Annotated in this window: 9 protein-coding genes; 7 read left to right on the forward strand and 2 right to left on the reverse strand. The window is 43.9% G+C overall.

Going from position 1 to position 11,275, the window contains the following annotated elements; translation table 11 throughout:
- Positions 1-14 precede the first annotated feature (14 nt).
- From L3V33_RS13800 to L3V33_RS13820, 5 genes are all read left to right on the forward strand, one after another.
- Positions 15-935 carry an HDOD domain-containing protein gene (locus L3V33_RS13800; protein WP_004734690.1) on the forward strand — a complete coding sequence of 307 codons (921 nt, stop codon included), beginning with the start codon at positions 15-17 and terminating at the stop codon, positions 933-935.
- 54 nt (positions 936-989) lie between these two features.
- Positions 990-1,895, forward strand: a complete 906-nt coding sequence (locus tag L3V33_RS13805) for a lysine exporter LysO family protein (protein WP_054546575.1) — start codon at positions 990-992, stop codon at positions 1,893-1,895.
- A gap of 174 nt (positions 1,896-2,069) precedes the next feature.
- Positions 2,070-2,597 (forward strand): hypothetical protein, encoded by a 528-nt coding sequence (locus tag L3V33_RS13810; RefSeq protein ID WP_004734688.1) that lies wholly within the window; start codon positions 2,070-2,072, stop codon positions 2,595-2,597.
- Positions 2,598-2,716: 119 nt separating this feature from the next.
- Positions 2,717-4,360 (forward strand): pyridoxal-dependent aspartate 1-decarboxylase PanP, encoded by a 1,644-nt coding sequence (gene panP / locus L3V33_RS13815; protein WP_054546576.1) that lies wholly within the window; start codon positions 2,717-2,719, stop codon positions 4,358-4,360.
- A gap of 359 nt (positions 4,361-4,719) precedes the next feature.
- Positions 4,720-5,574, forward strand: coding sequence for a MurR/RpiR family transcriptional regulator (locus L3V33_RS13820; RefSeq protein WP_004734686.1), 855 nt, complete (start codon positions 4,720-4,722; stop codon positions 5,572-5,574).
- Between the two features lie 108 nt (positions 5,575-5,682).
- On the opposite strand, the gene L3V33_RS13825 is transcribed toward L3V33_RS13820, so the two are convergent.
- A complete protein-coding gene (locus tag L3V33_RS13825; RefSeq protein WP_237290637.1) occupies positions 5,683-6,975 on the reverse strand; it encodes an iron-containing alcohol dehydrogenase in 1,293 nt (430 codons plus the stop codon).
- Between the two features lie 528 nt (positions 6,976-7,503).
- Between L3V33_RS13825 and L3V33_RS13830 the strand changes: the two genes are divergently transcribed.
- Positions 7,504-7,767: a GrxA family glutaredoxin gene (locus tag L3V33_RS13830; RefSeq protein ID WP_009847069.1), complete on the forward strand. Its 264-nt coding sequence runs from the start codon at positions 7,504-7,506 to the stop codon at positions 7,765-7,767.
- A gap of 250 nt (positions 7,768-8,017) precedes the next feature.
- Entirely contained in the window at positions 8,018-9,700 is a 1,683-nt protein-coding gene (locus tag L3V33_RS13835; RefSeq protein WP_017077841.1) for an aspartate:alanine antiporter, read from the forward strand.
- Positions 9,701-9,992: 292 nt separating this feature from the next.
- On the opposite strand, the gene fabV is transcribed toward L3V33_RS13835, so the two are convergent.
- The gene (gene fabV / locus L3V33_RS13840; RefSeq protein ID WP_029222146.1) at positions 9,993-11,195 is read right to left on the reverse strand and encodes an enoyl-ACP reductase FabV; all 1,203 of its coding nucleotides are present in this window, start codon (positions 11,193-11,195) and stop codon (positions 9,993-9,995) included.
- Positions 11,196-11,275 lie beyond the last annotated feature (80 nt).

An 11,275-nucleotide genomic window follows, 5' to 3' on the forward strand; every position in this document is an offset into this window, starting at 1 on the left:
TTGTTACTTTTTTTATGAATCATTTATCGTTTTTCTGGCTACCACAAAATAAGGCTCTTCTCTTAAAGGGTCTAGAATCAGAGTTTGCCCAACTTGTTGGCCATTCTATTTCAGCGGGAAAAATAACACTTCCTCCGATCCCTAACGTTGTACTGAAAATTCAAAAGCTTTGCACTCTCGAATCAACCGGGATTGCCGAAGTTGCCGAATGCTTACTTGAAGACCCAGGCCTCACTGCTGTCGTCATTCGAGTGGCTAACTCTGTCGTATTCAACAGACGCAACATTACTTGCGTCGATATGATGACGGCTGTGTCACGCCTTGGCATATTAAGAGTGCGTGACATCGTTACGGCTCAGGCTATTGAACAACTCAAGCATTCAGTCAACCTGAGCAAAGAGTGTAATGAGTTACTGGTTCAGAGCGCTTCTGTCTCCAAAGAACTCGGCGCCACTATGGTACTGGTGACCAACGGCTTCAAAGAACTCTCCCCTATTGAATACCGCTACCTTGAACATGAGAAATCACTGCTTGTCGGATTACTGGCTGACATTGGTTTGTTCTGTTTGGTTAGCGAATACCACCTCTACCTCGAAAATGGCAATTACCTAGACCACGATATCGCCCTACAAATATTCCAAGGCCAATGTTCTGCAACCAGTAAACTGGTGCTTAATCGTTGGGGCTTCGACAGCGACTTTATTGATGTGTGCAGTAATACCATTAATAGCCACGAAGAACGCGAAGTGTCTTACTTGGATATTGCACGAATCGCTAATCACCTGCTGATGTTCAGAAATAAGGATGAGAACATCGATGATCACGAAGTTGAACTTAACGTGACAGGTGCAGAGGTGCTTTATAAATTAAGCAACTTGAGCAAACATGATTTTAATGCAAAGCTAAGCGACGTGATCAATACTAGTGGCTTCTAAGTCACTGTTAAGTGACAAGTAAATGTAATATGAAGTAAATGCAGTGGGGAAAGCATGTTTACAGGGATGATCTTTATATTTGCACCACTCGTCGTGGGGTATCTTTTTTCTATTTCGAACGATCAGACGCTAGAATTTATCAACCGCTCGACATCGCGGTTGATCTACGTGATTCTCGCGTTAATGGGGCTAAGCTTAGCCGCCCTCGATAACCTAGGCAGTAATCTGCAGACAATCCTTCTTTACACCGTCACTTTCTTTGTCTGCTTAAGTGTTTGTAACCTAATGGCACTGCCCGCTATTGATAAGTTATTGCCACTCAAAACCGATAGTAGCAAGAAGAAGCTTCCCCTCTCTTCGATGGCAATGGAGTCTGCTAAACTGATCCTAGTTGTGGGTTCAGGCCTTATCGCTGGCTTAGTGCTCCCTATTGGCCTTGATTGGGTTGATACCGCCAGTGAATGGATTTTGTTTGTACTTCTCTTCTTTATTGGCATTCAACTGCGTAATAGCGGTTTAACACTTCGACAAATCTTGCTGAACAAACACGGCATGGTCATCGCAATCACGATTATCGTCACCTCAATGCTAGGTGGCGTTATCGCGGCTTACATTCTGGATATCCCTCTGTTCAAAGCCTTGGCTATGTCTTCTGGATTTGGTTGGTATTCTCTGGCTGGTATCTTGATGGGTGACGCCTTTGGTCCTGTTTATGGCGGCGCTTCTTTCATGCTTGAGCTGTTAAGAGAGTTGGTTGCCTTAGTACTGATTCCAGTGCTGATTCGCAGCTATCCGTGTACCTCTATAGGCTATGCAGGTGCTACGGCGATGGACTTTACTCTACCTGTCATTCAAACAACAGGCGGTGTGCGATGTGTGCCTATCGCTATCGTCAGTGGCTTTATCCTAAGCTTGCTTGTCCCGATTTTGATGTTGTTCTTTGTATCTCTTGCTAACTAGATCGCAGGAATAGCGTTTGTTTTAGATTAGAATGCAACTCGAATACCCATGCCCAAGACACCGATACAGTTACCGAAATAAAAAGACACTAAGTGTCATTGCTCAACAAATAACGATCACGGTAACCTGTAACGACAAAGTTATAAAAAGAATAAACTTACAAAAGGAACCACTATGAAACGCCTTTGCGTCGCATTACTGCTAGCTTCAACTTCTACTTTCTCTTTTGCAGCAGATTCAATGTCTGAAACAAACCAGTGCCAAGCAAAAAAATATGATGCGTACATCGACGCCTCTTTGAATTGGTATGCCGACCTTGCTGCATTGACCTCTGAGCAATACCCAGAGCTAACAGAAGTCAGTGAGTGGTTCCTAGAAGGTCGTAAGCACCACTTTGAGCTTAATCGTGCTGCAGTAAACTACTACCTTGTGAACGACTCTAGCAAAGTGGCTACAGAACAACCTGTCGAAGGTTGGCTACAACTAGAGCAACACGACATTAAAACGCTATCAACACGTGATGATGAGCTAGGTAAAATCGCGAAAACAACGTTCGACGACCGCCAGTCAACGCCTCATGCTCAAAACTACGAGCTACGCTCAGCCTTTGCAGAATTGCTTAGCCACCCTAAGCAAATCGATACGGCACTGCAACGCTACAATCAGTCAATTACTAAACTTGAAGCGATTAAGTGTAAATAACCCCTCATTTAATATGCTTTTTTGAGAAGTTGGATTTCATAATTAAGACGGGACATTGTTCCCGTTTTCGTTTAGATTGTCCCGCTCGCGTCAATATAAAAAAAAATAAATCGCTTGCTATGGTTACGGAACAAAAAACAGCAGATGTTAGCTTCGACAGTCTTTTACGTATCTTCACGGTACCTGAAGGCCCAGATTCAACACTCACTCAAATTGAAGACAAACTTTCACGAAACCTGAATCAATTCTTACGTGAACACATTGTGGCTGAAGAAAAGCCGCTGCGTGAAATTGAGAAAGATTTTTCAAATGCTCATATCCCTGAGCAGCCTGAGTTTGTTTCTGAACATACTGAGCATCTCCTCGATTCTCTCGTGTCTCACTCGGTTCATACGTCTTCGCCAAGTTTTATTGGCCACATGACGTCTGCTCTGCCGTACTTTCTGATGCCGCTGTCTAAGATCATGATTGCGTTGAATCAGAATCTAGTAAAAATTGAGACCTCCAAAGCTTTCACGCCCCTAGAGCGTCAAGTTCTGGGTATGCTACATCGCTTGATCTACCAAGATGACGATCAGTTTTATTCACGCTGGATGCACAGTGCGAACCACTCTTTGGGTGCGTTTTGTTCTGGTGGTACCATCGCGAACATTACTGCGCTTTGGGTTGCACGCAACAATGCGCTGAAGGCACAAGGCTCATTCAAAGGTGTAGAAAAAGAAGGCTTGTTTAAAGCCATGAAACACTACGACTACGAAGGCCTAGCCATCTTAGTTTCTGAACGCGGTCACTACTCTCTGAAAAAAGCCGCAGATGTCCTTGGTATTGGTCAAGAAGGTCTAGTGTCTGTTAAGACGGATAACGACAACCGCATTTGCACTGACGATCTAAGACTCAAGATCGAGCAACTCAAGCAGAACAAGATCAAACCTTTCGCCGTCATTGGTGTGGCTGGTACAACCGAAACTGGTAATATCGACCCGCTAAGAGACATTGCTGAGGTGTGTGCCGAAACAGATTGTCACTTCCACGTAGATGCAGCTTGGGGCGGTGCGACTCTGATGTCGAACAATCATCGTCACCTGCTTGATGGCATCGAGCTAGCAGATTCAGTCACGATTGACGCTCATAAACAACTTTATATCCCTATGGGTGCGGGTATGGTGCTGTTTAAGAAACCAGATGCGATGACAGCGATCGAACATCATGCTCAATACATATTGCGTAAGGGTTCGAAAGACCTAGGTAGCCATACGTTAGAAGGCTCTCGTTCCGGTATGGCAATGCTTGTTTATGCGTCGATGCACATCATCAGCCGACCTGGCTACGAACTGCTAATCGACCAAAGCATCAACAAAGCGCGCTACTTTGCCGACCTGATTAAAAATCAAAGCGATTTCGAACTGGTTTCAGAGCCTGAGCTGTGCCTACTGACTTATCGCTACGTGCCTGAACCAGTTAAAGCGGCGCTGCTTAAAGCTGACGCAACAAAACGCGTTGAACTGAATGAGCTACTGAATGAACTGACCAAGTTTATTCAAAAGAAGCAGCGTGAAACAGGCAAGTCTTTCGTATCGCGAACGCGCTTAAATCCCGAAGCATGGGCGCATCAACCAATCATCGTTTTCCGGGTGGTGTTAGCAAATCCACTGACAGGTAATGATATTCTTTCTTCAGTGCTTGAAGAACAGCGTGAAATCTCTAAACTAGCACCTAACTTGATGAGTAAAATCACTAAACTGGTTACGCAAATCAACGCATAGTCATTCAATTTTAGTTGCATCAAATTGAAAATTTCTTTCTTTTTGATGTAACTAAGCTGTCAGTTCATACTCAATTTGCATTCTTTTTGCTCAAACTCTCTTCCAATTCTGTAGTTTTCTAAAATTTTGTTGAGGTTTGTCATATTCTTAAGCATTCATGCCGTGTTTTTGTATTAGTAAATAGTATGTTGGGTTTATACTGACTCTATGGTGCTAGTTAGCTTGATATCTATTTGATGCAGCAGTATTTACAAGACCGAATATAACTTTGGCTTTGTGTTTACTGATATTTGCTTCAGCCATACCCCCTGGTAAAAGATATTAACTAGCAAGTTGTTCTCTATACCCTTGTGAACACTATGAATACATTAGAAAAAATACAAAAAAACCTGGAAAATTTCAGCAAGTCTGAGCGTAAGGTAGCCGAAGTAATCATGGCTTCCCCTCAAACTGCAATTCATTCTAGCATTGCTACCTTAGCTAAAATGGCTGACGTGAGTGAGCCTACAGTTAACCGCTTCTGTCGTCGTTTAGACACAAAGGGCTTTCCTGACTTCAAACTTCACCTAGCTCAAAGCTTGGCGAACGGTACACCTTACGTGAACCGTAATGTTGAAGAAGATGATGGTCCAGATGCTTACACGCATAAGATTTTCGAATCAACTATGGCTTGTCTAGACGTAGCTAAAAACAGTCTAGACGCGATGCAAGTTAACCGTGCGGTTGACCTGCTGACTCAAGCAAAACGCATTTCATTCTTCGGACTGGGTGCCTCTTCTGCTGTAGCCAAAGATGCTCAAAACAAGTTCATTCGTTTCAATATCCCAATCACTTGCTTTGAAGACATCGTGATGCAACGCATGAGCTGCATTAACTGCAGTGACAACGACGTTATTGTTCTGATCTCTCACACTGGCCGCACAAAAAGCCAAGTTGAGATTGCGAACTTAGCTCGCGAGAACGGCGCAACAGTTATCGCTATCACAGCGAAAGACTCTCCATTAGATAAAGCGAGCTCGCTGTCTATCTCATTGGATGTACCGGAAGACACTGACGTTTACATGCCAATGGCAAGTCGCGTTGTTCAGATGACGGTTATTGATGTGCTAGCGACAGGCTTTACGCTTCGTCGTGGTTCTGGTTTCAGAGAGAACCTAAAGCGAGTGAAAGAGTCACTTCGTGATTCACGTTACGAGAAGTATTCTCAGTTTTAATCTGTTAAGGCATAAACTGAGAACAAGTTGAATTAAAAAACGGAGCCTAGTGCTCCGTTTTTATTTATCTGTTTATAATGGTTTATGCCGTGAACTGTTCGAAGACCGTTAGATCGTCCAGCTATTGCCTTTCTCTACAACATTATTCTCAGACGCATAAGAGTTAATAATGGTAAAACTCGACTCGGCAGCCTGTTCTTGCACAACTTGATTCATTGAAGCTCCCTCATGATCCCCCTCTCCACAACTGCACTCCTCGCAAACCTGCTTCAGAATATGTACAAGCCTCTCTTGATTCAACGGTAAAGGGTTTCCTTTAATCGCCACTGATTTGAGCGCATCGGCAGACACCTCATCAAACTGAGCTTCGCAGACACCAAATTCAAGTAAGCTTGGTAGCTTGAGTGTATCCAACACTTCAGATAACCAAGCAATCGCCTCTTCTTCTTTTGCTTCTACGTTACCCGTCACTATCTGAGCGATTCGCTGATAACGCGCTAATATGTCGTTTCTTTGCTGCTCTTTCACTACTGCTATGTTTTCTAACATCACAAATGGCGCCAAGCGCGCTGTAATCACACTGTGCGGCGCAGAAATTTTACCTCCTAACGCAGAAGCTAACCCGTGCGCAGCGCCGAGCTTAGCATTGGTTATCGCCATTCCTCCTAGCATAGAAGCGAAGGCAAGATCAGAACGCGCTTGAGGTTCATCATAGATACACGCCTGAATGACAGAGTGACTCAGCTTACGCAACCCTTCCTCGCAGATCATATCGGTGAGCGAATTAGGCTCACCACACACATAGGCTTCCATGAGATGCGTAAAGGCATCCATCGCTCCACGTCCTGACAAATACAAATTGGTGCCGTACGTTAAGGTCGGGTCGACAATCGCCACGTCGGCTAACATATCGGGGCTTCGAAGGCTGATTTTGACTTGATCTTGTCCAGACTTAAGCACCGCATTTTTAGTGACTTCGGCACCTGTACTGGCCGTTGTAGGAATCGCAATGAACGGTAGTGGTTTAGTTTTAAGAGGAACATTACGCCCAACCACTTCAACATAGTCGTATAAATTACCTTGATTAGGTAAAACCGCAGCTAACGCTTTCCCCATATCAATCGCACTGCCTCCACCCATTGCCACCACCATATCAGGTTTAAATCGCCGAGCAGACGTGGCAGCCTCTTCAACCATTTTGATATTGGGTTCACCGGAAACGGCAATGTGCTGGTAACGCATACTCTGCGCATCTAGATAGTCAGTAACAAGTGAGGTGCGTTCTAATGTATTACCAGTAACCAATAACACGCTGTAGCCGTATTGATTAAATAGAGACAATGAAGCGGGAAGTGCCCCATCACCAAAGATGATCTTTGTAGATGTCATAAATTGAAACATGGAGCCTCCTGCGCCTATGACTAAACAAAACTACGAACTCTTGGTTTTTTTGAAATTCTTGGTTTTTAGCATTTAATCTTCGGAATACAACCTTCGAAATGTAACCTTTGCACTTGTAACACAATGCCTACACGTAAAATACGAGCATACTAAAATGGGGTTACATCAGGTAGCTTACCGAATATGGTTCTATACCCAATGATAAGATGCCTCGTTCTGTGTTTGATTTTTTTGACGAGGTGCAACTTGTCACACTAAAGATGGATTAAAGTCGCAATCTTAGGGGTAATTCACACTCTGATATTAAGGGTACTTAACAATGGTAGAGGCCTGCGAACGCGACCCTCCGTTTTTATGATTAATATTTGCGCTGATAGGCAAAACCTATCGTATTAAGAGGCAATTCCATCTTTATTTCCCCATGGCATTGAGGCATAGTTGGTTTTAAGAAATTTTGAGTGGCATTCATTAAAGAATAGTTAACATAATTGAGTTAACGAGCCTCATCCCGTATTTAGGAGAAATTAAATGTTTGTAGTTATTTTTGGTCGCCCTGCTTGCCCATTCTGTGTTCGTGCAAAAGAGCATGCTGAAACTCTTAAAGCTAAACGCGATGACTTCAACTACCGTTACGTTGACATCCACGCTGAAGGCATCAGCAAAGCTGACCTAGAGAAGACTGTTGGTAAGCCTGTAGACACAGTGCCACAAATCTTCATCGACCAAGACCACATCGGCGGCTGCACAGAATTTGAAGCATACGCAAAAGAAAACCTAGGTCTTTTCGACTAAGCTAGGATTTCTCATACGAGAATCGAGGCTATGGCCTTAAACAGCTGACTAATTTACGCGTTAGACTGTACGATTTATATCAAGCCCGCTCACTGTAGCGGGCTTTTTTTATGACCAGTTTTCGTACGGAATAATAATAAAGTCAAAATCAAGTAAAATAGCAAAATATCGCTTATATTTTATTTATATTTAGATACAATTCACCTCTCAAACTTACCCTGTGTTTCACGCCAATTATTGAGCGACCACTGTGAATATCGACGTTGTTTTTCTGTTAGAACAAAACCCCATTCTCCTCATCTTTGTTGTTTTATCGATTGGATTAGCCATTGGTAAAATTCGTTTCGGTAGCCTCCAACTTGGCAATTCAATCGGTGTTCTGATTACTTCCCTTATCATGGGACATCTTGGTTTTTCATTTAACGCTGATGCGCTCACGATTGGCTTCATGCTTTTCATCTACTGTGTGGGTATTGAAGCTGGACCAAACTTCTTCGGTATCTTCTTCAGAGACGGTAAGCATTATCTCATTCTGAGCCTTGTGGTTCTCTCTACTGCAATTGCTTTAACGTATTTCAGTAGCCACTACCTTGGGTTAGGCTTTGGTTTATCCGCAGGCATGATGGCGGGGGCCTTAACAGCAACGCCTATATTAGTAGGTGCTCAAGATGCTCTGAATTCTGGGCTTGCAGAATTACCAAGAAACATGGATATAGGCCTGATCATCGAGAACCTATCAGTTGGTTATGCGATGGCTTACTTAGTTGGCTTAATCAGTATGATTATGTTTGCTCGCCTTATTCCAAAGCTTCAGAAAGTTAACCTACACGATTCAGCTGAGCAAATCGCCCAAGAGCGTGGCTTAGGTGCTTCAGGGCAACGTAAGGTTTACCTTCCAATCATACGAGCTTACCGCGTAGGACAAGAGCTTATATCTTGGACAGACGGTAAGAACCTTCGTGAACTGGGTATTTATCGCCAAACGGGCTGTTACATCGAACGTATTCGCCGTAATGGTATTCTTGCCCACCCAGATGGCGACGCGATCCTGCAAGAAGGTGATGAGATCGCATTGGTAGGCTTCCCTGATAGCCACGCGCGTCTCGACCCGAGCTTCCGTAATGGTAAAGAGGTTTTCGACCGTAACCTTCTCGACCTTCGTATCGTTGAAGAAGAGATCGTCGTTAAGAGTGACAGCATCGCAGGTAAGCGCCTGTCAGACTTAAACCTGTCTGAATACGGCTGTTTCCTTAACCGCGTAGTACGTGCTCAGATTGAAATGCCGATGGACTTAAACATCGTGCTTTCTAAAGGTGATGTACTGCAGGTGAGTGGTGAAAAGAGTCGTGTTCACGGCCTAGCTGAGAAAATTGGTTTCATCTCAATCCACAGCCAAATGGCGGATTTGATGGCCTTCTGTAGCTTCTTCATTCTGGGTATTTTGTTTGGTTTGATTACCATGACATTCGGTCAGGTGTCGTTTGGGTTAGGTAATGCGGTTGGCCTGCTTTTATCCGGCATCATGCTTGGCTTCTTAAGAGCAAACCACCCTACTTTCGGTTATGTGCCTCAGGGAGCATTGAACATGGTCAAAGACCTAGGTTTGATGTTTTTTATGGTCGGTATCGGCTTGAGCGCTGGTGGTAAGATGTTTGAACACTTAACGCAAGTAGGCCCTCAGGTCATCGGTATTGCTCTAGTAGTGAGTGTGCTACCGGTATTCTTCGCTTACTTGGTGGGTGCTTACGTATTGAAGATGAACCGAGCTCTACTATTTGGAGCCATCATTGGCGCGCGAACCTGTGCTCCGGCGATGGACATCGTAAATGACCACGCTCGCTCAACTATCCCTGCTCTGGGTTACGCGGGTACGTACGCTATAGCCAATATATTGATGACCTTAGCAGGTACTTTCATCATTATTATTAGCTAACCTCTTAGGCGTTAAGAGCGCCTTAGCTTAGGAATTTTTAATGCACTAATTCATCTTGGGGTTAGTGCATTTTTATTACTTCTTCTCAGCTTTTAACGTATCCCAAGTCTGCTGTTAGAGCTTTTGCATCCTGCTATTCGTATCTGCTCTTGAAATCTCTTCGCATCTCGCAACTCGTATCCCGCATCTGCTTTTATTTTTCCATGTCTGCTTTTAATCTCTTTCCTCAAACGACAGACAAAAAAATAGGCGCTCAATGAGCGCCTATTTCGTTTTAATTCGATTGTTTGAATTAGATGTCAGCTACATCAAATTCAACAGCAGTATCAACGTCAGCTTCGTAATCAACGCCTTCAACACCAAAACCGAACAGCTTCAAGAACTCTTCTTTGTACTCAACGTAGTCAGTCAGTTCTTTTAGGTTTTCAGTTGTGATTTGAGGCCATAGGTTACGACAATGCTCTTGAATGTCGTCACGAAGTTCTAAGTCATCTAGACGTAGACGGTTCACTTCATCAACTTCTGCTGCGCTGCCATCTGCTTTGTATAGACGCTGGCTGAACATACGGAAGATCTGTTCCATACAACCTTCGTGAATACCTTCTTCACGCATCTTCTTGAACACCATAGCAATGTAAAGAGGCATAACAGGAATCGCAGAGCTTGCTTGAGTCACAACAGACTTAAGAACAGCAACGTTTGCAGTACCACCAGTTTGGCCTAGTTTTTCGTTCAGCGCTGATGCTGCACGATCTAGATCCATCTTAGCTTTACCTAGCGCGCCATCCCAGTAGATTGGCCACGTTAGTTCAGTACCGATGTAGCTGTAAGCAACAGTCTTACAACCGTCAGCGAGAACACCCGCTTCAGAAAGTGCGTTGATCCAAAGTTCCCAATCTTCACCGCCCATTACAGTAACAGTGTCTTTGATCTCTTCTTCAGTAGCAGGCTCAACGCTTGCTTCGATGATCGCATCTTTGTTTGTATCTACCGCTGTAGATGTGTACGTTTCGCCGATAGGCTTAAGAGCTGAACGAATCACTTCGCCAGTCTCTGGCATTTTACGCACTGGAGATGCCAGTGAGTAAACAACCATATCTATTTGGCCTAGATCTTCTTTGATCAGGTCAATTGTTTTCTGTTTCGCTTCGTTAGAGAAAGCATCGCCATTAAGGCTTTTTGAATACAGGCCTTCTTCTTTAGCTAGCTTGTCGAACGCTGCTGAGTTGTAGAAACCAGCTGTGCCAGTTTTTTTCTCAGTACCGGCTTTCTCGAAGAAAACACCGATAGTAGAAGCGCCGCCACCAAATGCTGCCGCAATACGTGAAGACAAGCCGTAGCCACTTGAAGAGCCAACAACGAGTACACGTTTAGGTGCGTTTGCGATTGGGCCTTGAGCTTTTGTGTAAGCAATTTGTTCTTTTACATTAGCTTCACAACCGACTGGATGTGTTGTAGTACAGATGAATCCGCGAATTCGAGGTTTGATGATCATATTCAACTTCCTTAAAAAATCAGGTTAAGGATAAGAGTTTCGTGCGCAAATGGCATCTAATTTCTGTAAAAATGTGGTGA

It is taken from the genome of Vibrio sp. A2-1 (assembly GCF_021728355.1).
Taxonomy (GTDB): Bacteria; Pseudomonadota; Gammaproteobacteria; order Enterobacterales; family Vibrionaceae; genus Vibrio; species Vibrio splendidus_K.